Origin of the sequence: Rhizobium sp. BK313 (assembly GCF_014193655.1) — a bacterium.
Classification (GTDB): Bacteria; Pseudomonadota; Alphaproteobacteria; order Rhizobiales; family Rhizobiaceae; genus Rhizobium.
In genome coordinates, this window is sequence record NZ_JACHZQ010000004.1 from 95296 (window position 1) to 122110 (window position 26815).

At 58.8% G+C, this 26815-nt stretch carries 23 protein-coding genes, 2 pseudogenes and 1 riboswitch; of the genes and pseudogenes, 3 read left to right on the plus strand and 22 right to left on the minus strand.

Annotation, left to right across the window (positions count from 1 at the left end; translation table 11 throughout):
* Nucleotides 1–15: 15 nt before the first annotated feature.
* From FHT86_RS20760 to FHT86_RS20780, 5 genes and pseudogenes are all read right to left on the minus strand, one after another.
* Nucleotides 16–1032 carry a LacI family DNA-binding transcriptional regulator gene (locus FHT86_RS20760; RefSeq protein WP_133709375.1) on the minus strand — a complete coding sequence of 339 codons (1017 nt, stop codon included), beginning with the start codon at nucleotides 1030–1032 and terminating at the stop codon, nucleotides 16–18.
* Nucleotides 1033–1275: 243 nt separating this feature from the next.
* Nucleotides 1276–2052 carry an alpha/beta fold hydrolase gene (locus tag FHT86_RS20765; RefSeq protein WP_133709376.1) on the minus strand — a complete coding sequence of 259 codons (777 nt, stop codon included), beginning with the start codon at nucleotides 2050–2052 and terminating at the stop codon, nucleotides 1276–1278.
* Nucleotides 2053–2089: 37 nt separating this feature from the next.
* Entirely contained in the window at nucleotides 2090–2389 is a 300-nt protein-coding gene (locus tag FHT86_RS20770; RefSeq protein ID WP_133709377.1) for an AzlD family protein, read from the minus strand.
* Nucleotides 2386–2949 (minus strand): annotated as a pseudogene (locus FHT86_RS20775) (AzlC family ABC transporter permease); the annotation flags it as partial. The pseudogene FHT86_RS20775 and the gene FHT86_RS20770, both read right to left, overlap by 4 nt.
* 80 nt (nucleotides 2950–3029) lie before the next feature.
* Complete coding sequence (locus tag FHT86_RS20780) at nucleotides 3030–4244, minus strand: polyhydroxyalkanoate depolymerase (RefSeq protein ID WP_133709379.1); 1215 nt, start codon at nucleotides 4242–4244, stop codon at nucleotides 3030–3032.
* 124 nt (nucleotides 4245–4368) lie between these two features.
* On the opposite strand from FHT86_RS20780, the gene FHT86_RS20785 reads away from it, so the two are divergent.
* Nucleotides 4369–5022, plus strand: a complete 654-nt coding sequence (locus FHT86_RS20785) for a glutathione S-transferase (protein ID WP_133709848.1) — start codon at nucleotides 4369–4371, stop codon at nucleotides 5020–5022.
* A gap of 48 nt (nucleotides 5023–5070) precedes the next feature.
* On the opposite strand, the gene FHT86_RS20790 is transcribed toward FHT86_RS20785, so the two are convergent.
* The 15 genes and pseudogenes from FHT86_RS20790 to FHT86_RS20860 form a co-directional block, all read right to left on the minus strand.
* Nucleotides 5071–6198 (minus strand): transporter substrate-binding domain-containing protein, encoded by a 1128-nt coding sequence (locus FHT86_RS20790; RefSeq protein ID WP_133709380.1) that lies wholly within the window; start codon nucleotides 6196–6198, stop codon nucleotides 5071–5073.
* A gap of 22 nt (nucleotides 6199–6220) precedes the next feature.
* On the minus strand, nucleotides 6221–8167 hold the full coding sequence (locus FHT86_RS20795) for a hypothetical protein (protein ID WP_133709381.1): 1947 nt from the start codon (nucleotides 8165–8167) through the stop codon (nucleotides 6221–6223).
* A gap of 328 nt (nucleotides 8168–8495) precedes the next feature.
* Nucleotides 8496–9260 (minus strand): annotated as a pseudogene (locus FHT86_RS20800) (3-oxoacyl-ACP reductase).
* A 5-nt stretch (nucleotides 9261–9265) separates the two neighbouring features.
* On the minus strand, nucleotides 9266–10078 hold the full coding sequence (gene thiD, locus FHT86_RS20805) for a bifunctional hydroxymethylpyrimidine kinase/phosphomethylpyrimidine kinase (protein ID WP_133709382.1): 813 nt from the start codon (nucleotides 10076–10078) through the stop codon (nucleotides 9266–9268).
* On the minus strand, nucleotides 10075–10710 hold the full coding sequence (gene thiE, locus FHT86_RS20810; protein ID WP_133709383.1) for a thiamine phosphate synthase: 636 nt from the start codon (nucleotides 10708–10710) through the stop codon (nucleotides 10075–10077). The genes thiD and thiE overlap by 4 nt, the downstream gene beginning before the upstream one ends.
* The gene (gene thiM, locus FHT86_RS20815) at nucleotides 10707–11510 is read right to left on the minus strand and encodes a hydroxyethylthiazole kinase (protein WP_133709384.1); all 804 of its coding nucleotides are present in this window, start codon (nucleotides 11508–11510) and stop codon (nucleotides 10707–10709) included. The genes thiE and thiM overlap by 4 nt, the downstream gene beginning before the upstream one ends.
* 50 nt (nucleotides 11511–11560) lie before the next feature.
* A riboswitch (TPP riboswitch) is annotated at nucleotides 11561–11657 on the minus strand.
* 186 nt (nucleotides 11658–11843) lie between these two features.
* Complete coding sequence (locus FHT86_RS20820; RefSeq protein ID WP_133709385.1) at nucleotides 11844–13001, minus strand: iron-containing alcohol dehydrogenase; 1158 nt, start codon at nucleotides 12999–13001, stop codon at nucleotides 11844–11846.
* A gap of 18 nt (nucleotides 13002–13019) precedes the next feature.
* A complete protein-coding gene (locus FHT86_RS20825; RefSeq protein WP_133709386.1) occupies nucleotides 13020–13793 on the minus strand; it encodes a 2-keto-4-pentenoate hydratase in 774 nt (257 codons plus the stop codon).
* Nucleotides 13794–13798: 5 nt separating this feature from the next.
* Nucleotides 13799–14515 (minus strand): HpcH/HpaI aldolase/citrate lyase family protein, encoded by a 717-nt coding sequence (locus FHT86_RS20830; RefSeq protein ID WP_166656888.1) that lies wholly within the window; start codon nucleotides 14513–14515, stop codon nucleotides 13799–13801.
* Between the two features lie 15 nt (nucleotides 14516–14530).
* Entirely contained in the window at nucleotides 14531–15163 is a 633-nt protein-coding gene (locus tag FHT86_RS20835; protein ID WP_133709388.1) for a DAK2 domain-containing protein, read from the minus strand.
* Nucleotides 15163–16161: a dihydroxyacetone kinase subunit DhaK gene (locus tag FHT86_RS20840; RefSeq protein WP_133709389.1), complete on the minus strand. Its 999-nt coding sequence runs from the start codon at nucleotides 16159–16161 to the stop codon at nucleotides 15163–15165. Before FHT86_RS20840 ends, FHT86_RS20835 begins: the two co-directional genes overlap by 1 nt.
* Before the next feature lie 54 nt (nucleotides 16162–16215).
* Entirely contained in the window at nucleotides 16216–17235 is a 1020-nt protein-coding gene (locus FHT86_RS20845; protein WP_133709390.1) for a D-2-hydroxyacid dehydrogenase family protein, read from the minus strand.
* Nucleotides 17236–17251: 16 nt separating this feature from the next.
* Nucleotides 17252–19135, minus strand: a complete 1884-nt coding sequence (locus tag FHT86_RS20850; RefSeq protein WP_133709391.1) for a TRAP transporter large permease subunit — start codon at nucleotides 19133–19135, stop codon at nucleotides 17252–17254.
* Nucleotides 19136–19149: 14 nt separating this feature from the next.
* Nucleotides 19150–20055 (minus strand): alpha/beta fold hydrolase, encoded by a 906-nt coding sequence (locus FHT86_RS20855; RefSeq protein WP_133709392.1) that lies wholly within the window; start codon nucleotides 20053–20055, stop codon nucleotides 19150–19152.
* Nucleotides 20056–20103: 48 nt separating this feature from the next.
* The gene (locus FHT86_RS20860; protein WP_133709393.1) at nucleotides 20104–21114 is read right to left on the minus strand and encodes a TRAP transporter substrate-binding protein; all 1011 of its coding nucleotides are present in this window, start codon (nucleotides 21112–21114) and stop codon (nucleotides 20104–20106) included.
* Between the two features lie 233 nt (nucleotides 21115–21347).
* On the opposite strand from FHT86_RS20860, the gene FHT86_RS20865 reads away from it, so the two are divergent.
* Nucleotides 21348–22235 (plus strand): LysR substrate-binding domain-containing protein, encoded by an 888-nt coding sequence (locus FHT86_RS20865; RefSeq protein ID WP_166656889.1) that lies wholly within the window; start codon nucleotides 21348–21350, stop codon nucleotides 22233–22235.
* A 149-nt stretch (nucleotides 22236–22384) separates the two neighbouring features.
* Here the strand turns inward: FHT86_RS20865 and FHT86_RS20870 are convergent, their stop codons facing one another.
* Both FHT86_RS20870 and FHT86_RS20875 read right to left on the minus strand, forming a co-directional pair.
* Nucleotides 22385–24007: a carboxylesterase/lipase family protein gene (locus tag FHT86_RS20870; protein ID WP_133709395.1), complete on the minus strand. Its 1623-nt coding sequence runs from the start codon at nucleotides 24005–24007 to the stop codon at nucleotides 22385–22387.
* 164 nt (nucleotides 24008–24171) lie between these two features.
* Nucleotides 24172–25650, minus strand: coding sequence for an MDR family MFS transporter (locus FHT86_RS20875; protein WP_133709396.1), 1479 nt, complete (start codon nucleotides 25648–25650; stop codon nucleotides 24172–24174).
* Between the two features lie 587 nt (nucleotides 25651–26237).
* Here FHT86_RS20875 and FHT86_RS20880 point away from each other — a divergent pair.
* Entirely contained in the window at nucleotides 26238–26384 is a 147-nt protein-coding gene (locus tag FHT86_RS20880) for a DUF1127 domain-containing protein (protein WP_133709397.1), read from the plus strand.
* The last annotated feature ends 431 nt before the right edge of the window (nucleotides 26385–26815 follow it).

Below are 26815 nucleotides of genomic sequence, written 5' to 3' on the forward strand. Positions count from 1 at the left end.
TCCTCCAGGTTTGTCTTAAGGGCTCTGCGTCGAGCCCCTCTTGATGAGATCGAAAGGCATTTCGAGCGCGGTACCCGCGCCGGTCTTGGTGCCGCGCAATCGCTCCATCAGCGTGTGCGCGGCGCGTTCTCCCATTTGCCATTGAAACTGCGCGACCGTGGTCAGCGTCGGCGTGACAAGCTTGGCCGCAGAGATATCGTCGAAACCGACGACCGCTATATCCTCGGGAATTTCGATATTGCGCTCGCGCAGCGTCTGCATGACGCCGATCGCCATCAGGTCATTGGCGGCGAAAATAGCGGTCGGCCGGAATTCGCTGGCAAGAATGGTTTCCGCCGCCCGTATGCCGCCAATCTCGCTGAACTCGTCATCAACGACGACATGCTCCTCATAGCCGGCGTTGGCGAGCGCGGTTCGATATCCTTCGATACGGTTGCCCTGCGGCCCGCCGCGCCCGGCGACCATGGCAATGCGCGAATGCCCTTGAGCGATCAGATATTCCGTCACGGCAAAAGCGGCAGCTCGACTGTCGACGAAGATATCATCGACGGCGATTTCGCCGCCGCGCTTCTTCGAGGATTCAATCCGCACCACGGGTACGCCAGCTTCGATCAACGGGCTGAAATCGCTGGCACGAAGGGTGAAGAATACACCGATCACGCCATCGACGCGCCCCTGCCGCGCCCAATCGAGAAAATGCCGCTCGCGCTCGGGTGAGCCATCGGTGTTGACCGCGATGACATCATAGCTCAGGCCGTCGGTGACCGACTGAATGCCGCGGATCAGCGAAGGATAGAAGGGATTGGTAATGTCGGGCACGATGCAGGCAATCGTCATCGATCGGCTGGTCTTCAGCGCCTGCGCAAACCGGTTGGGAACATAGCCAAGCTCTTTCGCCGCCTTGGTGATGCGAGCCCATGTTTCCGCGGGGATGGACGGCGCGCCGCCGCCGCTCAGCACGAGCGATACGGTCGCCTGCGAGACACCCGCCGCCTTTGCCACATCCTTTTGCGTTGCCCGTCCGCTTGCCAAACCAATGTCTCACTAATACGTATTACTGATACGTATCAATAAACGCCGTGCTCTGGCGGAGTCAAGGAAAATGAGGTTCGGACGCAAAAGAGCGAGATGCTGACAACCAGCGCCAGGTGATCTGTGGTTCAGCCCAGATTCGAGTGACTGGGCATGTGCTCATCAAAGGCAATTTCCACCGCCGGCGCCTATCGGACATAGGCTAACCTACCGCCCATGTCACAGCTGCACCGGAAGTGGAGCTCAGGCCATTTCCCGAATGACTTCTGTCACTGTCCTCACCAACAGCTCCGGACATTCACGGTGCGGCTTGTGCCCGATGCCAGGCAGGATACGAACGGTTCCATATTCGCCCGCGATCCGCATCGGTTGGGCGGTTGAACCGTACTCGTCATTTTCTCCATGGATCGCAGCGACTGGGCAACAAAGTCTCACGAGAGCGGGTTCAAGGCTCCAACTGGCGAACTGCGGCGAAAGCCAGGTATCGATCCACGACTTCAGCACCCATTGCGCCTTGCTTCCATGGTATTTGCCGAGACGCGCGACATTCTCCGCGGACCGGAACGCCTCCTGCGCGGACCTGATACCCTGGAGCGTCTTTTCTTCTACGAACGCTTGGGCGGCAATCGTGACCACAGCATCACATCGGTCCGGAAATCTCGCGGCCGCCTCGACCGCCATGCCGCCGCCGACGCTGTGCCCGCAGGCGAGGAAATTGGAGATCGATAGCTGTTCGAACAGAAAAGGAAGGACGTTCTCCGCTTCTGCCGCGATGAAGTCCGGCGACATGGCTTCTTCACAAGGATCGGAACGACCGAATCCCAGGCGGTCATAAGCGATGACGCCCCGGCCAAGGTTGATCGAGAGCAATCTGGGGAACTCTCGCCAGAGAGCGACGCAGCCGAGAGAATCATGGAACATCAGGATCGGCGGCGAGTCCGCGCAGACCGCCAAGTTCCATGTTTTCGCATAAAGACGCCCTTGTGGCGTCGCGATCCAATGTTGCTGTTCGACTATCATCAATTCGCCGCTCGCAGTCGCCCCTACGCGTAATCTGTCACCCCAATATCTGCCGAAGCAAGCCGGCCGCAGCGATGGAGATGACCACCGTCGGCAGGATAGGCAGCCGGGTTGCCGCTAACAGAGTAATCACAAGTGCGACGAGGTCGGCAGGACGTCCCGTAACGAAATCCGGTGCGATAACGGTGATGAGCACGCAACCTGGCGCGCACTCCATAACGGCCTTCATCCGATCGCTGATCGTCCTATTCCTGAGCAGAATATAGCCGCCGATGCGGGTCGTGTAGGTGACGGTCGCCATCAGGGCGATTGTCAGTGCGTATATCGGATCAATCATGACGGCCTCGCCAGCAGGTAGGCGGCAAGAACGCCCGATAGAGCTCCAGCAGGCACGTACCAGGCTCCGGACACGAAAACATATGTTCCGCCGGCGACGACAAGGCTGATCAGCCACGGGCGGGATGCCGCAAACCCCTTCCACATCCCGGCCAGCATGAACAGGAAAACCGCCGGAAAGGCCATGTCGAAGCCGTAGTGAGTTACGTCGCCCAGGACAGGTCCGATCGCCGCCCCAATCGTGGTGAAGGTGATCCAACTGGCATAGAGCCCGATCGCGACACCGAAAAAGTAGCGGGGGTTGAGGTCCGTGCCCTTCTTGCGGGCATCGTCAAGCCCCATAGCCCAACTCTCGTCGCACATGAAAAAGAGGATGAGGAATGCCTTTCTTCGCGACAGTTTTTGCATCAACGGTGCGAAGGCGGCCCCCATCAGCAGATGACGGCTGTTGATAAGGAAGGTGATCGCCACGATCAACGCCACATGTGGTGGCGAGGTCCAGAGATCGACGGCGGCAAATTCGGATCCCCCTCCGAAGTTCAGCCCTGTCATCAACGGAACTAAGAGCGAGCTTTGTGTAGAGCGAGCTTTGCGTGTTCATCGAACGCACCGCGCCTTGGCATCGGAAGGTGACGGACGCTCTATTCCATTGCCAAGATCATGTTGCGCACCACGGGATAGATTTCGCCCTCCCAGCGGCGGCCGTTGAAGACGCCGTAGTGGCCGACATTGGCTTGAAGGTGGTGGCGCTTCAGATGCGGGCGCAGCGAACGACAGAGATCGTGTGCCGCCGAGGTCTGGCCGAGGGCGCAGATGTCGTCTCGCCCTCCCTCGACGGTCAGAAGCGCCGTGTTACGGATCTGACCCGGGTCGACCTTGCGGCCATGATGGGTGAAGGTGCCCGTCGCCAATTCGGCCTTCTGGAAGACACGGTCGATGGTCTCGAGGTAGAATTCCTCGGTGAGGTCGAGCACCGCGAAATATTCGTCATAGAAGCTCTTGATCTTGCCAGCTTCGACCGTCTCGCCCTTCGCCAGGTGGTCATAGAGCTTGCGGTGGGCGTCCTGATGGCGCTGCATGTTCATGGCCATGAAGGCAACGAGTTGCAGAAACCCCGGATAGACGCGTCGTCCCCGGCCGGAGTAGCGCCACGGAACGCCGCTGATCAGTGAATTCTCGAACCAGGCGAGCGACTTCGACACGGCGAGCTCGTTGACCTCCGTCGGGCTCTCACGCGGGTCGATCGGTCCGGCCATCAGAGTCATCGTGCGCGGCGTGGCGGGGTGCCGCTCCTCCGACATTACCGCGACCGCTGCCAACACCTGCACGCAGGGTTGGCAGACGGCGAGGACATGGCCGCCGGGGCCGATCTCCTCCAGGAAGCGGATGACATAGTCCATATAGTCGTCGATGCCGAAACGCCCAGCTGAGAGCGGCACATCCCGAGCATTCGCCCAATCGGTTATATAGACGTCGTGATCGCGTAGCAGCGTCTGCACCGTGCCGCGCAGGAGTGTGGCAAAGTGGCCGGACAGCGGTGCGACGACAAGTATCCGCGGCCGGGGCGTGTCGACATCAGCGGCAAAGCGCAGGAGCTTGCCGAAAGGCATGTCGAGCACAGTCTCGACGGTGATGGGGACATCGCGGTTGCCGATCATGATCGAGCTGATAGCGAAATCCGGTCGTTCGTGGGTAATCTCGAAGCGTGAGATCATTTCCAGTGCGGCAGAAAAATGCCGCGCCATGTCCCCAGCCGGCCCCCAGAACGCGGTTGCGGAAAAGACCTGCAAGCGTCGCGCCAAATCGCGCAGCGGTGCTATGAGGTCATCCTGGAACTGGTAGGCCTGGTAAAGCATAACCGATTTCTCCCGCACCGCCGCAGAAATGCGGCAGCGCAAAAAAAGTTAGTGCAATATGTCGTGCTATGCGAGAAGATTGTCAGTGCGAAAGCATTATTTGTCCGACAAGGATTTGAACGCGATGTCGCAGGCAGCACTGACAATCTCCTCGAAGAACTATTCCTCGTGGTCGCTGCGCGGCTGGCTGTTGTGCCGGATGGCGGGGCTGGACTTTGTCGAAGTGCTTATCGAGCTAAATGACGAGGCGCGCCAGGAGCTTCTGCTGCTCTCCCCCTCGGTTCTTGTACCGAGGCTGACCCATGACGAGGTGACGGTATGGGACACACTGGCAATCGCCGAATATCTAAATGAGATCGCACCGAAGGCTGGGCTCTGGCCTGCCGACCGCGCAACGCGCGCCGGCTGTCGATCGGTCTCGGGTGAAATGCATTCGGGCTTCCATAACCTGCGTTCGGCATTGCCGATGAACCTTAAAGCGCGGCATGCGAGCTTCAAGATTTTTTCGGGCGCGCGGCCCGATGTGGAGCGCGTAAAGGCGATCTGGACCGAATGCCTCGATACAAGCGGCGGTCCATGGCTGTTCGGCGCTGCGCCGACCGTAGCCGACGCGATGTATGCACCGGTCTGCACTCGCTTTCGCACCTATGCTGTGGAGCTGGAGCCAAAACTCGCAGCCTATGTGGAGACAGTGCTGTCCTGGCCGCTGATGAGCGAGTGGACCGAAGGGGCCATGGCCGAGCCGGACGAAATCGTCGAGCTCGAGGTGGAGTTTTGAGGGAAGGGAGATGACGATAGCGCGCGCTCGTATCTCCGCTATGGCGTCTTATTCGCGCTCGCCCCGGACGCTCCAGTAGAACACCTCAAGTTTGTGGCTGGGGGTCGCACCCTGGAACGTGTCGCTGAATGCTTTGTCCAGGATGGAGGGGTTGAACACAACCTTTTGCGAAAGAAACTCAAAAAACCGGGCGACCTGCAATTGGCGTGAAGTATCCGTCTCATTGTTCGTGGCCGTAGCCTTGCCGAAAATCGCGTAGCGATCATTCGTATAGGTCCTCGTGCCATTGTCATATGTGCATCCCGGGAACCTCTTGACGTTTTCGGTAATGATTTCGAGATCACCGACAAAGTAGTGAAAGTCATCACGGCAGAAAGCCTCTGCCGCAGCCGTATACCCGGGATAGGACTTTATCCTGCTTTCAGTACCCTCCCCACAAAAGGGTTTTGCTTCTCGTTTCGACGGATCGCCGCGCAAGTAGTCGATGAGCACCTCGTCGAATCTGGGGAGTTCATGCGCAATCAGAAGAGCATTGATTCCCTCGTTCTGAGCCGTAGTTCCCCCTACAAGACCGATTAGCGGCTTTTCGGGGTAGGAACAGATTTTGTTCGGCGGGTCCTCTCCCTTGGGTGTGATATAGCTTATCCCGGTCAAAAAGAGCGGCGCAGAAACCATGAAGCCGTTCCGCCGTTCATTGGTGATCGTTGCCGGATCGCAGAGTATGTCAAACTTGACACCAAGGTTGAGAAAGCGCGAATCGTTTATCGAGGAAGTGGCGTTGTCCGTTGGGGCGTCTTTGTTCGCAATATCGGACGTAGCCGTTGGAACTGCACTTTTGCTCGCCATGTCAATATCGTAGATGCCGATATCGTTGAAGGTAAATTCACCTGGCTTTGCATCCAAAATCATTTCGGCAAGGACGGCATCGCATATCCGGACCATGTAGCCCGTATATCCGGCTCGTTCCAACGGACCACGTGCTGCATCGGATGCCTTCTCGCCGGGCTGACGCGACCAGTAGGAAAAGGGCCGGGCATCGCTTCGGACCCCGATGCAAAGCAGCGTGTTCTCGTTGCATGTTGTAACTGGCGGTTGCTGGGGAGGCTCGGCTTCCGCGAGCCCTCCCGCGATAAGGGTAAAACACGCGAAAAGCGAACCGAGCAGTGCAGTATTCATTGATCTCCCCTTAGTTCAGTTTCTATTTCACGTCGTCGTCTCCAGCCTCCGTAACCTCAAGCATAACGGCAAAGGTCAGAAGAAATAGAAATGGCACGAGACAGAAAATGAATGTGTCTCTTAGTTGTTGGGAGAACCAAGCCGCGTTTGGCTTCGAAGGAAGTGCAGATCCATAGGTCAAGAAAATCGCAAGCCACATGTATGCATAATATAATGCAGAGAAAATAATACTGATTAGTACCGTCCAAAACACGCTGAGATGTCTGTGCTTGTCCATGATAACGAGGGCCGCAAATGATAGGATCAGCCCGGCGCCAAAATGAAGGGCAAAAAATTCCCCTGATTGTTCGAACAAAAAAATGATTTGCGTTTGTGTCAGATGGAAGTTCACGGCCCATGCCAACTTCGCGAAGTTGACCGCAGCCGACGCAAAAATCGCAATCAGCCCCGACAGGAAGGACATCCCCAGCAGCGTAAGGAAGGGAAATTGATAGAATTTCCAGTCCGTTCGCCAAGATTGTTGCTCGATGCGCACCTCGCGTGCAACGAGCACAAAGAAAACGCTCAAAAAAACCACAAGTCCCGAATGGAGCGTGTCCCACGCTGTCGTTTCGATGAATATAGGCCGTTGCGAAAGATTATATCGGCGAATGGCTTCGTACTTCTTGCAATCAGCGTATGCAGTGTCGGTTGGCGAACAAACGGGTTCGGCGTTGGCATCCTTAGTATTTACTTTATTATTTGCTCTTGCGTCATTATTTGCTTTTACCTGATCTTTGATTTCGTTCTCTAAAAGGCGCGTTTGTTCACTGTATACTCGCGGATTGCTGTCTGCTTTCCAGTCACTCCATTGGTTGTAGACAAGAAAAGTCACGATCGCGCCGAGGATCAGGCCAACTACCATGCTGATTGCGAATGAGTTTTGTTCGGCGTTATATTTTCCTTGGATACGCTTTACCGTTTTTTCCATCGGGCTCAGCGGTCTTGTTTCTTCTTTTTTTGAGATTTTGCGGCCGAGTTGGGCTCCTCGGCGGAGCAAGCCGCTTTGGCTAAAGACTGACCGGTTATTGCGCACAAAGAGGACGGCGAATACTGCCATGGTATTCGACCGCACGATCGCTGCTTCGCGTTGGATGTTCGAAAGCGCATCCCACATTTCACGCGTATCGGGCTTTTCCGTTCCTTCCTCTCCTTTAGATTGTAGTTTTTTTGACAAATTATCTATGATGCTGTGTAGGCTGGCGATTTGCCCATCGAGTTTTTTCGAAAGTGATTCCAACTCAGACATTTGATATAGCGGGAAGTAAAGCATTCGATTGTCGGCGTTTGTGGCGACCGAGAGGTAGTCAATCGTCGCCAACGACAGCTCAATCTCTGCGATTTTCCTGCTAATACCGATATTGTGCTTGATTGATTCAGTTGCCCCGCGAAAAATCGTGACCAACAGTCCCGGTTGATCTTTTACAAACTCTTCATAGTCCACGCCGCGTAGGCTCTCTATGACTCTGTACACCCCCCGGGGGATGCCAGCCATCCGATGAGCAAGGCTTCTCATCGTCGCTTCGATGGGTTTTACAGCGCCAATTGATAGAAATGAAATTAGGAGGGCGGAAACGAAGATTGGTTTGCCGTAGCTCGTGGCGGACAGCAACGACGGGTCACTCGCCGGCATGAGGACGTTGTCGGTTGCACCGATTTCGCTTCTTGCGTTGCTTGCGCTCAACAATAGCTCATACACCTCCGCCGACCCCAAAACCACGGCGTAGACGATAAGATACAGCGCAGCATAGAACGTGAAGCCGGCGATAATCTCACCGGTCGTACAAAGGCTTCTGACCTCGACTTCTTTAAGAATGGGGTGCAGTGAGAACGGATGATCGCCAGTCTGCGAATTGAAATTCCTGAATGCCTCGATCAGCAGCGTCACCGCCCCGGCTACGATAGCGCCCGCGTAGATCAAATCGTTCATCGCTAGGCGTCCGAGGTCTGTCTCTCAGGGGCAGTTTTGAGCTGCTGAATTGCAGGGGCCTGCGGCCATTGCTCTGTTCTCGTCAACGACGACAATGCCAGCAATTCCAAAAGCGAGTACACTCATCATCAATAAGAACTTGATCATGTGTTCACTCTTTCATTGGTGGTGACAGAAAATTATATCACACCTAAAACTTGCGTCAACTGTGCCGCAAGGGGAACCAGTTCCCGTAGGTGTCCACGCCCGTTTAACCCTTGTCGCGGTTCAGGTTTCCCGTGCCATTGCAAGATCTCACGATGATAGTCGCCGAAAGGATGAAGGATCACTATCCGAATACGAGCCCACCATCCACGATGAGGTTTTGGCCTGTTACCGCCCGTGCCCAAGGGCTTGCGAAGAACAGCACCGCGTCAGCTGCTTCCTCCGGTGTCGTCACACGGCGCAAAGGCGTGTTTGCGGCGATGAGATCAAACACCGCTTCCGGTGTGGCGCGGCTGGCATCCGTAGTGCGGAGCAGACCGCCGGAAACCATGTTCACCGTAATTCCCAGTGGCCCGAGCTCGGCGGCGGCCGTTCGCGTCAGCGAGAGTAGCGCTGCTTTCGCCGCTGTCTAGTCATGGTAGGGCACAACGGGATTTTGAAAGAGGTTCGTGCCGATGGTCACGACACGGCCGAAGCGGGCCTCCGCCATGGACGGCCGTGCAGCCTGGATGAGATTGAGCGCGCCTTGCACGGCAGTGTCGAGTTGCGCAGATATGTCCGACCAGTTGAGCTCATCGAGTTTCGGACGAGCGTCGCCGTTAAAGCTGAAATCGGACAGCGCATTGTGTACGACCGTGGTTGGCGCGCCAAAATGGGCCGTAACTTCGTCCACCAGCCTTTTTGTCTCATCCAGGCTGCGGATATCGGCCTGGAAAGCCCGCGTATCGTCGCCAAGCCGGACGGCAAGGTCTTCAGCAGGCCCGCGGCTGTTGCGGTAATTGATGGCAACCTTTGCGCCCTCGCGGGCGAAGGCGGCTGCAATCGCCGCGCCGAAACCCCGGCCGGCGCCGGAGACGATGACGACCTGTTCGTTGAGGGGCAGACTCATGTCGGCTATCCCTTTCTGTGTGGCCAAAGCTCATAGAAATGTTGGACCGGCCCGTGGCCGGTGCCGACGGAAAGCGTTCCGGCTGCCGCAACCGCACCTGCGAGATAATGTTTGGCTATAGTGACCGCGTCCGTCAGTGCCGAGCCCTTGGCGATCTCGGCGGCCAGAGCGCTGGAGAGCGTGCAACCGGTTCCATGCGTGTTCTTGGTCGGCACGCGGCTGGCCTCGAACCAGGTCAAACCTTCCGGGCTTGCGAGCACGTCGGGGCTTCGATCGCCGGCGAGGTGGCCGCCCTTGACCAGAACGGCCAGCGGACCGAGCTTTGCCAGGGCTTCCGCCTGGCGGGCCATCGTCTGACGAGTTTCGGCAACCGGTTCGTGCAGAAGTGCCGCCGCCTCCGGTAGATTGGGTGTCAGCACTGTGGCCAGCGGAAGAAGCCGGCTGGTCAGAACGTCGACGGCATCGGCGGCGAGAAGCGCCGCGCCGCCCTTAGCAATCATCACCGGGTCGAGCACGATCGGAACGCCTCGATGTGGAGCGAGCGCATCGGCGACCGCTTCGGCGATTGCGGCATTCGCAATCATGCCGATCTTGACGGCGTCGACCCGCACATCGGCAAAGATGGCCTTGATCTGCTCGGCGACGAATTGCGGAGGAACGGGGTGGACGCCGGAAACACCTTGCGTGTTCTGCGCCGTCAGCGCGGTCAATGCCGCCATGCCATAGACACCGCGCGCCGAGAATGCCTTCAAGTCCGCTTGAATGCCGGCGCCGCCGGAGGGGTCGGAGCCGGCGATGGAAAGAACGTTTCGGATCATGAGCGCGCCCTTCTGATGGCTCTCGCGACCTCGGCCGCCGCAGCCCGTGGGTCCGGCGTACCGCATATGGCAGAAACGACGGCAATGCCGTCGGCGCCGGCCAAGAGGGCGCCGGCCGCATGTTCGGCCTTCAGGCCACCGATCGCCACGGATGGAACAGGGCAGAGATCGACCATGCGGGCCAGACCCGCAAAGCCGATCGGCTGCTTGTGGTCAGGTTTGGTCGGTGTCGCAAAAACAGGGCCGATCCCTGCATAGTCGACGACGCTGGGATCGATGGCCGCCGCAAGCGCTTCTGTTTCCACCGAGAGGCCGAGGATCATATCGGGGCCGATCAGGTGCCGCGCGGCGCGGGCATCCATGTCGTCCTGGCCAATATGCAGACCGTCGGCGTCGATTGCGACCGCCGCCTCGACATCGTCATTGACGATGAGGCGTGCCTCCGTGCCAGCCAGCGCTCGCTTCAGCGCGCGGCCGGTTTCGATCATGCTCGCCGTCGAGGCATGCTTGTCACGCAGTTGCACGATGGTGGCGCCGCCGGCGACGGCGATACGTGCCGTTTCCACCATGCCTATGCCGGCGCAGAGCAGTGGATCGAGAACGAGGTAGAGGGAAAGATCGAAGCTTTTCATGCCGGGGTGATCCGCGCTTCCCGGTCGATTGCTTTTTCATCCAGGGCGGCCAGCGCATCGAGGAAACGCCACGAGAAGGAGCCAGGCCCGGCCGCCTCACGGCCTGCCCGTTCACCGGCGACGCCAAACGCGGCAAGCGCCCCAACGGTCGCGCTGAATGGATCCTCTGGCCTTGTCGCCGCGAATGCACCGACGAGGCAGGTTAATGCACAACCGAGCGCGGTGACCTGCGGCATCAATGGCGAGCCGCCTTCTAAGCGCACTGCTCTCTCTCCGTCGGTGACGAAATCAGTGGCGCCAGTCACCGCGACGACGGTTCGATGTTTCCGGGCAAGTAGCGTGGCTGATTCCTCCGCCAGTTCGACGGGATCACGGCTGTCAACGCCCTGGCCACGGCTTATGCCGCCGGCGAGTGCAATGATTTCAGAGGCATTGCCGCGGATGATCGTCGGGCGAAGCTCCAGCAATGCCGCGACCGCCTCGCGCCGGAAGGAGGTGGCATAATGCGCAACGGGATCGAGGACCCAGGGTTTACCGGCCTTTGCTGCGCTCCGCGCAGCCGCCGTCATGCCAGCCAGCCAGTCGGTGGATAATGTGCCGATATTGATCGTCACTGCGCCTGAGATCGCTGCGAATTCGCCGGCTTCCTCTTCGGCATGCACCATGGCGGGAGAAGCGCCGGCGGCCAGCATCACATTGGCGGCGATGTTCATCGCGACGAAGTTGGTGATGCATTGCACCAGCGGAGGGTTCGTCCGCATGGCCGTCAGTAGAGTGCCGGGAGTGGTCTGGTTTTGCATATCGTCCCTTTCGGGCGGGGCGAGACGCGTAGGGGTGACGATGCAGCGCACCGAAACCCCGAGCGACTCCCTCCGCCAGCATTATCTGGTTCAGGTTCAAAGGGTGCTTCTCAGCCCGTCATGCGACGGGCGCCCCTGTCTCTCATCACTGTCTTTCTCGCAGAGAAAGACCGTCCTGTCATCAGCAAATCGCGGTTCGCGAGCTGATTAAGGTGAACTGGATATGTTTGCCCGCAGTGAGAAGACGGTGCGTCCGCTTCCCTGTCTCCGGCTCTTCGACACCGTAGAACAGGACGAAATTCGCTACATCGAGGGTTGACGCGAAGTGCGGCGTTAGCTGGCCGCATGTACCAAAATATCACGCACCTGCAGCGGCGTGATATCGGCCATTTCGCCGAGTCGGATCTGCCCGGCCCGCTGCAGATGGGCGATGACGTCGTCCGGGGAGATTTCGATGGGGGCGACATCAGCCGGTTTGACCGGCAAACCCATTTGACGGAAAAACCCTTCGGTCAGATCGATGCCTTGTTCCGCCGCCATCTTGTCATCCGTTGCGGCAATGCCCCAAACGTTTCGGGCATAGCGGGCAAGCATCACCTGCTTCCTATCGGCTTTGAACCGCAAGAGCGAAGGCATCACCAGGCTCAAAGTGCGGGCGTGATCGATGCCATAGATCGCCGTGATGGCATGGCCGATCATATGGGTTGACCAATCCTGGCGCACGCCGGTACCGATCAAGCCGTTGAGCGCCTGATTGGCGGCCCACATGACATTTTCGCGCGCTTCGGCGGAATTGTCTTCGAGCAGCTTCGGTCCCCATTCAATCAATGTGCGAAGCAATACTTCGCTGTAGCCGTACTGGACAGGTGTATTTCCGGGAATGGTGAGATATTGCTCAACCACGTGGGTAAAGGCGTCGACGACGCCGTTACCGAGCTGGCGCTTGTCCAGGCTTGCCATGGTAGCGGGATCCATGATCGCGAATGTGGGCCGTGCGGCTTCGTTGGCGAAAGGTATCTTCAAATCGCGTTCGATCGAGGAGATCACCGATACGGCGTTGCTCTCGGAGCCGGTGGCGGGCAGCGTCAGGACGCAGCCGACCGGCAGGATCTCCTGCGGGTATCGGCCTGCGGCGAAATCGTCCCACGGATCGCGATTTTCGGCAGTGACGACGGAGGCGAGGAATTTTGCCGCATCGATCACCGAGCCGCCGCCAACCGCCAGGATAATGCCGACGTTAGCCTGACGCGCCACCTCGGCCGCCTTCAGGATCGTCTCATAGTGCGGGTTGACCTCGATGCCGGCGAATTCCGCCAGCTTGCAGCCTTCGAGCGCAGCCAGTACTTGGTTATAGACGCCATTGCGCTTGATCGAACCGCCGCCGTAGAGAAGGAGTACGCGCGTTCCCATTGGGATGAGGTTCCGCAAGGCCGCAATCTGGCCTTCACCGAAAACGATGTGTGTTGGATTCCTGAATTCAAATTTGACCATGGTCTTCCTCGGTCTTCCTCAACGGTGTTCCGCCGTTTCATTAAAGGTCAGGTCGATGCGGCCGAAATCATGGAACTCCACGGTGAAATGCTGACCCGCCTTTCCGAAGACCAAACCGGTGAAGGTGCCCGTCGTGATGACATCTCCAGCCTTGAAGGTTTTGCGTGCCTGGACCGCGTGGATGAAATCCAGGGCGGGGAGTAGAGGATCGACGCGTGCATGCCCGCCGATCTTGTCGAGAATGGTCACGCCGTCGCAGCTCAGCGTCACCCGCAAAGTGGAGAGATCGATATCGCGCCAGTCCGGACGGGGCGTTCCGATCACCAAGCCACCGTTCGACATGCGGTCGACAAGCCGATCGAGGACAGGCGTGTCCTGGTAGCTGATAAAACGGCTCGATACGATTTCGATTGCCGGAAAGGCCGTCACGACGGCTTCGATCTCGGAACGGGAATAGGGCTCTGTCCGGCTTGGCAGATCGTGGTCGAAACGAAAGGCGATCTCGCCCTCGACACCCAGCGGCGCATACATCCGGCCATCGATCCTTGCCGGAGAGTCAAGGCAATCCGCTGCGAAGATGGCGCCCCACATGGACGCACCTGAGGAGGCGTCAGTCGCCACCTTCCAGCCGCTGACAGTTCCGTCGAGCCGTGCGACAAGTGACTCCTGCATCTGCAGCGCCTCGGAAATGGACGGTGGTTTGCTGGCAGCGGGCAATTCTCGAAGCCATTCACCGCTTTTTGCCGCATCGCTCAGCAGTCGTATTGCCGTCTCCAGATCAGCCTGTTCCATCCGTGCTACTCCGCTTTTTCGAAAAACTGCTTTGCGCCGCGCACGATCAAGTCATTGATCCAGCCGACCTGGACGAAATCCTCGCGGACAGGTTTGCCGGCGGCACGGATGCGGCGCGACGCGTCTTCGACGGCGGCAACGACGTCCGGATGTTTCGGATTGCCGGGATGGCCCAGCGATTGCGCCAGGTCCATCATGCCGAAGCTCAGATAATCGATGCCGGGCAGGGCGGCGATATCACCGGCCGCCTCGAGCGCGCCAACCGTCTCGATCATGATCGAAACGCAGATGTCCTCGTTGGATTGGGCCATGTGCGCCGGCATATCCGGAATACCTGCCGTGAATTTCGGCCGGTTGCCGCCGAAGGAGCGATTGCCGATCGGACCGTAGTAAGCGGCGTCGACAACGGCCTTCGCGTCCGCCGGGGAGTCGACATGAGGGACGACAATGCCTTTCACGCCGCGGTCCATGAATCTGCAGATCGTCGCTGCGGAGGGATCGGGAACCCGCGCGATGGCGGTAATGCCGTGGCGCTCGGCCGTCACACAGGCATATTCGAGATCGCGATTGTCGAAAGCGCCGTGCTCGCCATCGAGATAGGCGTAATCGATACCGATGATCGCGAGAAGCTCGATGATGCCGGCATGAGGAAAGGTCAGATGCAGGCCGCGGATTTTTCGTTGTTCCGCAATGGCCTTCTTGATGCTGTTGGTCGTGGTCAAGGCAATTGTCCTTCTTTATAAAGTTGCTGGCTTTTCTGCCGGTTCATTGGCTGCGAGCGCCGAACAAAATTTGCTGAGAGCGAGCATTCCCGGATCGTCCAGGCCTCTGCTCTTTTCGCCGTAAAGGCGGGCACGGCCGATGCGATTGGGTCGGTCGCGAAAGGTCTCCAGTGCTTCTTGCGCCGCTCGAGCGGCAGTGGCGCGGTAGGTTGAAGGCTCGGCGGCGCCCAGTGCATCGGCAACGGCCTGCAGTCCGTCGATCACCGTCTTATCGCCGATCGCCGCGCCGCCGCGTGCCAGCATGGCGGCGCAGATGCCGGCGATAAGCTCCGGGATGCGTTCGGCGGGAAGCGTGGTCTGTCCGCGGGTTGCTTTGGAGAGCGACATCAGCGCCGTCATGACGAGAGTGCCGAGACTAGAGCCGGTCGAAGCGGAGGCCGCCTTGGCAAGGTTCATGAAGGCGGCGCCGAGATCGTCAGTGGCGCTTAGGTCGACTTCTGCTACGCCATCGGCAAGCCGTTTCAGCATACCGCCGGTATCGCCGTCGCCAAGCTTTGCGTCGGCTGCATTCAATTCAGTTTCAGCCGCAGAAAAACAGGCTTGGGCTCGTTGAACGGCGTGCTGGATATCGGGAACGGCAATCGTCATCAGCCGACCCTCCAGAAGGGACAGGAGGCCGGCGCCTGAACGAGGCGGTCGATTTCATCGTCAACAAAGCACAGGCTGAGCGATGCGCCGGCCATCTCCATCGACGTCGTATAGCGGCCGACCAGCGGCGAAACGATTTCGATCCCGGCAGCGTCGAGCCGTGCGACTACGCGCCGATAGAGAATATAAAGCTCCTCCAGCGGTGTTGCGCCGAGACTGTTGACCAGTAGGGATACGCGCGTTCCAGCAGCTGCCGGCGCATTGGCAAGCAACCGCTCGACCATCTCGTCCGCGATCCTGTCAGCGGGTTTCATGCGGTCGCGCCAGATTCCGGGCTCGCCGTGGATGCCCATACCCATTTCGATCTCGCCTTCCGGCAAGTCGAAGGTCGGCCCGGCTGCGCCCGGTACGATGCAAGGCGCCAAGGCGAAGCCGAGGGTGCGGGTGCGTTCCACCGTGCGGCGGGCGATTTCTGTGACATCGGCGAGCGATCCGCCGGCCTCGGCAAGGGCACCGGCGGCCTTGTAGGCATAGATGATGCCGGCAACGCCGCGCCGCCGTCCGATCTGATCGGCTTCAGCGCTGGCGATATCGTCGGTGCCGAGCACGGTCGTGGTTTCAATGCCTTCCATTTCGGCCATCTCGCAGGCCATGTCGAAGTTCATCCGGTCTCCGCCGTAGTTGCCGTAGAGGCAAAGAACGCCCTTGCCGGTATTGGCCGCAGCGATGGCTTCACTGCAGGAGGCGACGTTGGGGCCCTCGAAGACATTGCCGACCGAGCAGGCGTCCAAAAGTCCCGGGCCGACATAGCCGGTGAAGAGCGGCAAATGCCCCGATCCGCCGCCGGAGACGATTCCGACTTTGTCGGTGACTGGACCGTCGGCACGCCGGATCACGCGTCCGCCTGTCCCATGACGGACGAGGGACGGATGTGCCAGAACCAGTCCATCCAGCATCTCGTCGACATAGTCGCGCGGGTCGTTCATCAGTTTACTCAAGTCGAATCCTCACATGCTCAATGATCTGCGGGCCGGGCGGAGACGCCGCGTGGACTACATCAGATGTCTGTCGAACGAATATTGGCGAATGGGTGCGCCATCGAGGAACGCCAGAGTGTTCTCGATGCTGTTGCGATAGAAAATTTGATACATTTCGCGTGTGCCGTAGCCGACATGCGGCGTCAGCACGACGTTCGGCGCGCTGCGCAGAGGATGATCGGCCGGCAAGGGCTCTTCGTTGAACACATCGATCGCCGCCTGAATGCGCCGGTTCTGCAGAGCGTCGATCAACGGCTTCTCGTCGATCAGCGGTGCCCGGGAGGTGTTGACCAGAATGGCGCCGTCCCGCATGCGCGACAATTGCGCCTGGCCGACGATCTTTTCCGTTTCCGGGGAAAGCACGAGATGCAGCGAGACGATGTCGGAGCGGGCGAAGAGGTCGTCGATGGAAACGGCCTCCACGCCTGCAGCCGCGGCCTTGTCGGTGGTCATGCTGCGGCTCCAGGCGATGACATCCATACCGAGCGCCCGACAATAATTTGCAAGGTGGCCGCCGATCAGACCCAATCCGAGGATGCCGAGCGTTTTTCCTGCCATGCGAAAACCCGGCGGGACATTTTCCAGGAATGCGCCGCCCTTGATGGAGGCATCGCCTTCCGGAATGCGGCGCACGGCGGCAAGCATAAGCGCCAGTGCGTGTTCGGCAGTATCCTGACCGTCTTCGCCGCCGCCTGTGATCGAAACGATAATGCCACGACGGAGCATCTCGTCCAGACCTCGAGCCCGCCGGCCGGTCATGTTGAAAAATTTGAGACGGGGCAAGCCGGCGATGACATCATTGGAAAATGTGGTTCGCTCGCGCATCGCCAGGATGATGTCGAAATCCGCAAGTGCCTTGACGATGTCGTTCGGTGTTCCGAGGGGCTGATGGAAGAATACCACCTCTGCCCGGTCTGATAGCGCTGACCAATCGGCGCTATGCTCGGCGATGCGCTGCCAGTCGTCCAGCACCGCCACGCGTGTCTTCGGACGAGCCTGTGGCTCTCCGCTATAATCAACATTATGCGAAAGCATTGATTATCCTCAATTATTATATCAAGCCAATAGATAACCAGGGCACTAGCGCGATGATCACCACTCCGACGGTGAGTATTGCGAGATAGGGCCAGAGATGGCGCATCGCCTGATTGGGATCTGCTCCCCCGATGGCGCAGGTGATGTAGAAGCCGACGCCGAAAGGCGGGGTGAAGAGGCCGAGGCTCATCGCGAGGATGGCCACGATGGCGTAGTAGATATCGTTGATCCCCAGACCTTGAGCGATCGGGAACATCAGCGGGCCGAAGAGCACGATGGCGGGCAATCCTTCAAGTACGCTTCCGAGAATGGCGAAGAGAAGGATCGACAGTGCCATAAAGGTCGGTACGCCGCCCGGAACTGCGGCAATGGCGTCGGCGAGGGTCTGGGAGAAGCCGGACTGGGTGATTGCCCAAGCCATTCCCGTTGCCGCGCCCGTCACGAAAAGAATTGCGCCGGAAAGCGAGGCGGTTGCCGCCAACATCGGAAACAGGCGCTTCCATTCGAATTGCCGATAGAGGAAGAGGCCGACGAGGAGTGTATAGGCGACGCCCACCGTCGAAACCTCGGTGGCTGTTGCCACGCCTTCGACGACGGCGCTTCTGATAACGAAGGGCAGCGCCAGCGCCGGCAACGCAACGAAAAAGCTCTTCCACAGAACACTTCGCTTCACCGAAGCTGTCTCGTTCTTCGGCGCCTTTCGCGTGCGATACCAGACGAAGGCGCACAGCATGACGCCGAGCAGGGCGGACGGCAGCAATCCGGCGGTGAACAGCCCAGCGATGGAAAGTCCGGTAACTGAGCCCACTGCGATCAAAATCAGGCTTGGGGGGACAGTCTCGGTCTGCGCACCGGTGGCCGCCAGCAGTGCAGTCATGGCGGCGCGGTCATTACCGAGCTTTTCCATTTCAGGAAACAGCGCCGGCGCGATCGCCGCCATGTCGGCTGCCTTGGAGCCCGATATCCCCGATACAAGATACATCGCGGCGACCAGCACATATTGCAGCCCGCCGCGCACGTGGCCGAGCAGGTTCGACAGGAAGACGATCATTCGCTCTGCCATGCCGGTCATTTCGATCAGCAGGCCGAGGAAGACGAATGTCGGGATGGCCAGGAGAAGCAATTGCGACATGCCTGCATCGAGGCGCGCGACAAGTATAGAGGGCGGCACGTAAGTACCGAGCGTCAAATAAGCAAAGGTGGCCGCGCCGAAGGCAAAGGCGATCGGGATGCCGACAAAGACCATCAGCGGGACGCCAATGAGAAAGAAGATCGCCAGATTGGCCTGATCGAGGTCGAGAAAGGTCGACTGCAGCAAAGCCAGTGCGCCGGCAACGATCACTGCGACAACAAGCGAAATGATCGAAATCTTGAAAGGCATAGTGCGAAGCCGCAGCAGCGCTGCGATGATCATCAGCCCGATACCGACCGGCATGGCAGCGGCACGCCAGAACATCGATATTTCAAGGCTGGGACTAATGACGCCGGCTTCCGTCTGCACATGCTCAAACGAGGGCGGCAGCAACAGGATCAGAAAGACGAGGACGACGGAAACCGCAAATCCCGAGAGATAACCCTGCCAGGAAGCAGGCAGCATGGATACGAAGGTCGTCATGCGCATGTGTTGCCAGCGCCGAAGGGCAAGCGCCGAGCCGAGCGTTCCCAGCCACAGGAACAGGATGGAATTGAATTCGTCGGTCCATATCAGGGGATGATGGAACACATAGCGGGCGACGATGCCAAGAAAAAGGACGACGATCTCTATGGCCAGCAACACGGCAGCTATCGCCGACAGCGTACCGAGGAAGAGCTCGTCGACGGTCGTCAGCAAGCCAGTCTTCTGATCGATGTCCGTCGGCTTTCGAATGGTCTCGCCGGTCAAGATGTTCGTTCCAGCCATGATAGCCTCCCTGCTCAACCTGCTTCCGGCAGCGTCCGCCGCTGCTTAGTGGCGACGGCGGATGCGGGATCACTGCAGACGTCCACGAAACTTGTCAGTTCGGCATTGAACCGCTCTGCGGCTTCGAAGAAGACCGAGTGCCCGCACCCGTCATAGAGGCTTAACGTCGCATGGGGGATAAGTCTGGCGGTGATGTCTGCAGCACCGGGGAGGACCAGAATATCGTCGCGGCCATGGACAATGAGTGTTGGAACTGTGACACGCCGCAAGGCGGCCTCGGAAATCGCCGGCTCGGTCCACCATTTGCCGATCTGCTGGCGGATCTCGAACGGGCAAAGCATGTTATAGGCAAGCGCGAAGGCAAACTCTTCCGCATCCGGTTGCAGGCCGAAGCAATTGCGCAGAAAGGCGGAGGCGACGTCGATCCGGCTGCCGAGATCGTCGATATCGAGTTTCTGAACGACGGCATTGCCGGCGCCGATGACCTCGGGCACCTCGACCGGACGGCAGGACAGGAAGGCGACGCCGCTGAGTTGCGCGTCGCCGTAGTCGACCAGATATTGCCGGACGATACGTCCGCCAAGCGACCAGCCGGCAAAGACCGGCTTACGAAGCCCCAGCGCGTCGATGACCGATTGCACCTCGCCGGACCAGCGCTTTCCGTCCTGATACCATTCATCGCCGAAAGGTTTGTCGGAAAGGCCATGACCGCGCGGATCGAAGGAGATGATGCGGAACTTCTGCATCTCCGGCGCCGCATACTGCTTGACGAAAGACAGGTAGCTTTGGGCAACACCGGTGACCAGCAGCAGTTCAGGGCCATTGGGATCGCCCCATTCCCTGACTTCGAGTTCGACGCCATCGGCGGTCTTGACGCGATGACGGCGGCCGGGCGGCCGGCTTTCCAAAGCACGTGTCATTTCAATCTCCAGATCAGCATCGGTCCTTGGGACCGCATGACATTACAATCAGCCCAGAGGTCCGGTGTAATGTTCGAGACGGGTCCATGCCTCGTCTCCGATTTGCTTGCGCCAATTGGCATAGAAGCCTGCCTGCTTGAGCTTGGCACGGAAGGAATCGGTTTCCGTCGAATTCACTGCCAATCCCTTGCTCTTCAATTGGTCGACGAGCGATTGGTTCAGCGTGACGAGATCGGCCCGCTGCAGAACTGCCTTTTCGCTGAAGACCGTGTTGGCGACGTTCTGAACATCCTCCGGCAACCGTTTCCAGGCCGCGCCGTTGGCGATGATCCAGAAACCGTCCCAGACGTGATTGGTCAGCGACATGTATTTCTGCACTTCGTAGAACTTGCCGGTGTCGATCTGCGACAGCGGGTTCTCCTGGCCATCGACGACCTTGGTCTGCAGCGCGGTGTAGATTTCACCGAACTGCATGCTGACCGGCGCAACGCCGAGGCCCTGGAAGAGCGAGACGAGCGGCGGGGCGCCCGGCACCCTGAGTTTCAGACCGGTCAGATCGTCGGCGGTGTTGATCGGCCGCGCACTGTTGGTGACTTGCCGATAGCCCAGGTCCCACATCTTGTTCATCGGGACGAGATTGGTGTTGCTCGCGATCTGAGTGCGGACATAGGCGCCGAGATCCCCGTCCATTGCTTCCCAAACCTTATCGTAGTTCGGGAAGGCGAAGCCCATGCCGTCGATGGCCGTGACGGGGAGAACGGATGCGAGGATCAAGCCTGCGGCGGGAAAGAATTCCACTGCGCCGCTGCGAACCTGCGACAGAAGATCGTTGTCGCCGCCGAGCTGGCTGTTCGGAAAAACCTGAATGTTCAGGCGTCCGCTAGTCTTTTCGAGAATCTCGGCAGACGCTTCAACGAGGCGTTTGCTGAAAGGGTGATCGGCCGGTGTGCTGTGACCGAGCTTGTAGCGAAACTGTGCGCCGAGAGCGCTGGATGACATGGTCGCGGCGGCAACGGCCGCGGCTGCTCCGCCAATGAAATGACGGCGATTGATATACATCTGAATTCCTCCCATTCCTGTCTTCTGCCACCCGGCCGTCCTCTGTGCCCAGTGGAGCCTCCTTGAGTCCGTCAATATGATGGCGTGGCGGCGTGACGGACGCCATTGCCAATTCGTGAACCTGCATGCGTGGTTGGCGAAGGTCTCGCGATTGGATTATCGTTTGGACGTAAGGTCTTGTATTGACTATAGTTCACGCCAAAGCGCGGCGAACGGCGCTGGGGGAGGATCTTTTGACGCGTGTCGACCTAATTACACTTAGTCTTTTCATCGCGGTGGCAGAGGAGACGAGCCTGGCCAAGGCTGCCGAGCGGGAACACCTTGCGGCGTCCGCCATCAGCAAACGGCTGGCCGACCTCGAGCTGAATTTCGACATCAAGCTGTTCGAGCGCAAGCCGAACGGCATGTTTCTGACGGCCGCGGGTTCGGCGCTTCTGCATCATGCGCGGCTGATCATGCGCAATGTTGCCGAACTTGAAGCCGAACTGCAGGACTTCTCAGCAGGCATGCGGGGTACTATCCGCGTCCAGGCCAATGCAACCGCAATGGCTCGATATTTACCGGAAGATCTAAAGAGTTTCCTTGCCTTATATCCGGAAGTTCGCGTAGAACTTGAGGAAAGCACGACGCCCGATACCTTGCGCGCGATCGCTGACAATGCCGCCGATATCGGCATCTATGGCGACGTCATCGTTCCTGCCGATCTTACCTCGCTTGTCTATCGCGCCGACCGGCTCGCACTGCTGGTACCCCTCGACCATGGTTTGGCGGACAGAGAATGCGTCACCTTCGCCGATACGGTAGACTATGATTATATCGGTGCGCCAAAGGGCAGTTCCATCGATACCGCGCTCATTCGAGCTTCCAGCGATCTCGGTGTTTCCCTGCACATGAGCACCAGGACCTCCGGTTTCGATGCGATCAGCCGCATGGTTGCCGCGGGACTGGGGATAGCCGTGGTGCCGGACAGTGTCGCTACCAGCTATGCGGAGTCACTGAATGTGAAGGTCCTGAAGCTCGATGAGCGCTGGGCTGAACGGCGGCTGATGGTCTGTGTCCGCAGCATCGATGCGTTGACTCCCGCCGCCGCCGCGTTTCTCGCCCATTTGAACTGTAATTGATTTGAACGGCGGCGACCAATCCTAGAGGGCCGTGCGTGTATTTGAACGCACAAAGGTCGCACTAGTCTTTTGAATCTAGAGCATCTTATCCGCTTGCAGGTGATTCCACCTGAAAGCGGGATGCTCTAGTCGCCGTCATTCTTGGAATCTCATTTCCGTTCGACCTTTCTCCAGAAGGCGCATTGGTGCTCTGCAGCGAAGTTGCTCACGCTGTGCGACTGAGGCTTGTTGAGCGATTGCACGGGACCGGCTTGCGCCTGCTCGAATTGCGGCCAGGTAGGCACGCCCTTTCCGTTCGGATTGCCGCTGCGAGCAAAATTCGCCCAATAGGCACGCATCTGCTTGCCGAGCGCCCTCTGGGCATCGGTCATGTCGGGCGTTCCTTTGAGCGTGATGCTGCTCAGATCGAACAGATACTGAAGCTCGCTGAAATGGCCGGCACGATAGGGGAAACTGATCGGCGGCGCGACGACCGAACGCGCGTCCGTATCCGCCATCTCATATTCGAAAGTCGGCGAATATTTCGCCATGATCCGGTTGGTCTCGTAGGCCGGGCAGGCGATCACGCCGTCGGTGATGACCTGCGCTGCTGCAAGCCCTGGGACCTTGTATTTGGAAAGTGCGTATGTCTTTGCGACTGCCGGAATAGCGGCGTCGGTGAAACCGACCCGTGGGATGAAAGACGCGATGCCCTGCAGCGCCTTGTCATAGTCCTTGGCCGCAAGGGGAGCGCCGGAAAGGTCGAACATGAAGCCGGCGATCAGATTGCCTTCATCATGATTTGTGCCGTTGATGACAGGAACACGATTATATTCTCCGGCTTTCAAGGAATCGGCGATCGGACCTGTCAGCAACTTTCCGTCGATGATCGTCGCGATCGGCGTTGCTTCCGCTGAAATCAACGTGTCCACAGGCGCCTTGCGCAGACATTCGGCCGCGGCCGGGCTGGCGTCTTCGGGGCAGCCCACTTTCTGGGCCAGGGTCTTGCCCTGATCCTCGGCGGTCTGCAGCGTTTCGTCGGCAGTCGCACCGCTTTCGATGATCGCCTTCTGGAAAAGACCTGCGGCCATCGGCGAAACAATATGCGTGTAGACGGCGATCGCTCCGGCCGATTCTCCGAAGATGGTGACGTTATCCGGATTGCCGCCGAAGGCCGCGATATTGTCGCGAACCCATCGCAGCGATTGCTGTTGATCGAGCAAACCGTAGTTGGCGATGACGTGGTCTTCAGCGTCGAGCGCGGGGTGGGCAAAGAAGCCCAGGGCTCCGAGGCGATAATTGACGGTCACGACGATGACATTGTTTTCCCTGGCCAGCGCGTCGGCATCGTAGACGTCGCCGGAGCCGCCGGTGAAGCCACCACCGTGGAAGAACACCATGACCGGCTTCCGCTGCCAGAATTTCATGCCAGCATCATCATGGGGAACGGTAATGTTGAGGAAAAGGCAATCTTCATCTGAGGAGGGTGTTCCCCAGGGGCTCTTGCCTTGGGGACATCCGGCGCCGGGCTTTGTTGCATCCACCGTTCCAGGTTCCGCGGGAGCCGGCACGGGCGGTTTCCACCTCAGTTCGCCGGTCGGGGCCTGGGCATAGCGGACCCCCATGAATTTTGCGAGCCCCGGTGAAGACACGCCAGCGAGGGTTTCGGAACCGATTTTGATCTGAGGTGCGTTGTCAGCAAAAGCGGACGGTGCGGTCAGAAGCGCGGCTACAACTGCGGCGGACAGCGAAAGTCGTTTGCCGCCGCGTAGCGACGTCATTAAAATGTGCATTCATTCCTCCCAAATTACGGATGCCCAAGGGCTGCTGCGACTGCCTCAGTCTCCACCCCGGCGTTCCCGAGCAAACACTACGCTCCGAGGCATAGGAATGACCATTTCCAAATCAAGAACGGCCATCCGCAAAACGAGAAGGCATGGAAGACGCATCATTTTGTCTAGTGGTGGGAGGCTGGCCCCGGCCCGTGTTCCGGCTTCCTGATGAAGAAGGCGGCCGCGATCGCTCCCAACGAGATGATGGTCCCGCAGAGAAAGGCAGCCTTTATGCCCCCGGTCGTCGCCGCGAGGACACTGGCCCCACCGGCAGACAGACCAGCGGCCCGCAAGGTCATGATCGCGACGAACAACGCTGTGCCGGCTGCGCCGGCGACTTGTTGGGTCGCACCGAGCATCGCGCTGCCATGTGAATAGAGCTTTGGCGGCAGTGATCCGAGGCTGACGGTGAACAGCGGCGTGAACATCAACGCGAGACCGATGCTGAGCACGATATGCGCGATCAAGAACATCCAGAACGGTGTATCCTGTTGTATGAAGACCAGCCCGGCCAATACCAGACTGAGCATGATCGCGCCCGGAATGATCAGCGGCGCTGGACCGTATTTGTCGAAGAGGCGCCCGACCGTCGGCGCGCACAGGCCCATGATCAACCCACCGGGCAGCAATAACAACCCGGTTTGCAGCGTCGACAATCGCAGCACGTTTTGCAGGTAGATGGGCAGCAAGATGAAGACACCGAACATCGACATCATCAGGACGGCCATCATGATCATCGCGATCGTGAAGGTCTTCGTGGTCAGGGTGCGCAGGTCGAGCAGCGCTCTATCCTGTTTTTGCAGGTGCAACTGGCGCAATACGAAAACCGCGATGACAACAGCGCCGGTCAGGAGCGGAATCCACGGCGACACCGCCGGCGGGTGAAGCGCCGCTTCGCCGAGCCCGCTGAGGCCATAGACGAAACCGCCGAAGCCGATGGCGGAGAGGACGATCGAAAGAATATCGATCGGCGCGGTGGTTGGAACCGTCACGTTTTTCATGCGTATGGCGCCCAGCGCCAATGCACACAGGGCGATCGGCAATACCAGGAGAAACAGCCAGCGCCACTCGAGCACCGAGAGGATCAGGCCGGAAATGGTCGGTCCGATAGCGGGCGCAACCGAAATGACAACCGAGATGTTGCCCATGGTCCTGCCGCGGGATTCCGGCGGCACCAAGGTCATCACCGTCGTCATCAGCAGCGGCATCATGATCGCCGTGCCCGAGGCCTGCACGATCCGGCCTATGACAAGCATTGCGAACCCCGGCGCCAGCGCCGAAATCAGCGTACCGGCGCTGAACAGCGACATGGCGAGAATGAATACCGGCCGGGTATTGAGCCGCTGCAACAGATATCCGGTGACCGGGATCACAACGGCCATCGTGAGCATGAACGCCGTGGTGAGCCACTGAGCAGCGCTTGCGGTGATGTCGAGATCAGCCATCAGATGTGGCAGCGCAACACCCATGATGGTTTCGTTGAGAATGACGACAAAAGCCGACACCAACAACAGGGCGATAACGAGTTTATTGCGGGCGCCATGGTCTTCCACGGTGGAAATATCCTGCTCCGCATCGGCAAAAGTCTGGGTGTCGGTCGTCATGGTGCTGCCTTGACTTGAATTAGGATAGGGCAATTGAAATTGCCTGGAATGGCAAATTGCTTGGCGTCTTCCTTGTTATGACGAACGGCTGCATGAAATTGCGACACGTGCAGCGAATTTTTTCTGCGCCGTCAGCTGGCAGGGCAACTTTTGCGATTGCAATTCCCGATAGTTGGTTAGGGCCAAGAATGGGAAAGGGCTGATAAAGGTCAACCCCAAACATGCTTTCGTGGCCATATTCGGAGCCGCAATATGGAGCTGCGGCGCCAAGTCGTAAGCAGCGAATTCAGGGAAGACGCGAGTTAAAAGGCGGGCACCGGATGTATCCAGCCTACCGAAATTGCGGCGATGAGCCATCGAAGCGGGACGATCTATCATTCAGGAAAGATTTGATGGCCTTGCCAAGCGGGCGAGCACGTCCGGAAACCCCCAGATTCGAGGAAGAAACCTATGCGCCCTGCGCATGGGTGCAGTGAAGCCTTGGCGCTGCAATAACCGAGGGTCCCACATTATATAGCTGTCATGGAAGCGATTGGAGCGCCATGGACGGCAGCTCAGCTTCGAATGCCCAAGGAAAGGGGATTATCATGAACGTAGCACGCTCTTTCAATAATTGGCGCAGGTATCGCCAGACGGTGGCCGAACTGGGCCGTATGTCCACGCGCGAACTGCACGATCTCGGTATCGATCGTGGTGATATCCACAACGTCGCCCGCGCAGCGGTCGTTCGCTAACGGCATATCGTCGATCTGATTTCAACATTTTGAGAGCGCCTGCTTCCTTCGAAGCGGGCGCTTTTGTTATGTGTTTCCGGCTGATGGTTTCGGTTTTTCCCGATGAAAGCTTGCGGTGATAGAGCTTTCCGCTTTTCGCATAACGCATGCCTGCCTTGCAAAGAAATGCCTATGAACTGAGCAAATCGAGGGTATGATCACAGTCATCGAAGTGATGCACCTCCTCCCGCATCCCTTCGTGATGCAGGCGTCCTTATCCTCCTCCCAAGGTCGTCTGCGGGAACGGTAGCACTCCTCCTCCCAGCTACTGTTCGGTTCTTTTCGGAAAGCCTGCCGCACCTCCTCCCGCGGCAGGCTTTTTCGTTTTGAGCTTCGAAAAAGTTAGAAGCCGGGTTGGTCGAATTCCCATGCTGAGATGAGGCAGGGCTTCA